General features: G+C 51.1%; 1 rRNA gene. It reads left to right on the top strand.

Annotated elements, in window-relative coordinates:
- Nucleotides 1-311: 311 nt before the first annotated feature.
- Nucleotides 312-788, top strand: a 23S ribosomal RNA gene (locus HP456_RS25855); the annotation flags it as partial.

The raw sequence follows: 788 nt of genomic DNA, 5'->3' as shown, positions 1-788 counted from the left end.
ATGCTGGATTGATGTTGCCTGACCGCGCATCACCGGATGATATCTCGAGAAGCTGGTCTTAATGGTATGGCTTCGAGGTGCACCGGCGTGCCCTCAAAGAAGACCGTACCGACACGTCGATGTCATCGTTGGTGTTGCGGTTGTAAAAGGTAACCGTAACCGTTGTTCCTCTCTTTATCGTTAGGGATGGAATGGCATTCGCGGCAGATTGAGTTTTGCCCGGATGGCCCGATTTGGCACCCCTTTGAGCGTAAGCGAGAAGGAAAGGTTCTGCCAAATCCAACAGATGATGAGCATAGACAATGAGAACGAAGAAGTGAATTAAGGGCATTTGGTGGATGCCTTGGCATGCACAGGCGAAGAAGGACGTGATACGCTGCGAAAAGCTGTGGGGAGCTGCGAATAAGCTTTGATCCATGGATCTCCGAATGGGGCAACCCACCTTAGATATCTAGAAAATCTGTTTTGCCGAACACTTAAATATGTCTTTTGATCGGTTTGTAAGGGACTTCCCATACAGACCGATAGGTCGTCGCCAACAGTTTGGCGCGCCGTCCGCAGCGCAGCGATCGTTAGATCGCGACAGCGTGAGGACAAAAGACACCCGGTCTGTCCGGGTGGAAGGGTTCGGCGAAAGAGGTTTCTAGATATCGCAATAAGGTATCTACACCTGAATACATAGGGTGTAAGAAGCGAACGCAGGGAACTGAAACATCTAAGTACCTGCAGGAAAGGACATCAACCGAGACTCCGCAAGTAGTGGCGAGCGAACGCGGACCAGGCCAGTG

The organism is Bacillus haikouensis (genome assembly GCF_013179555.1).
In the GTDB taxonomy this organism is placed as follows: Bacteria; Bacillota; Bacilli; order Bacillales; family Bacillaceae_B; genus Rossellomorea; species Rossellomorea haikouensis_A.
This window is presented reverse-complemented; position numbering and strand designations above follow the sequence as displayed.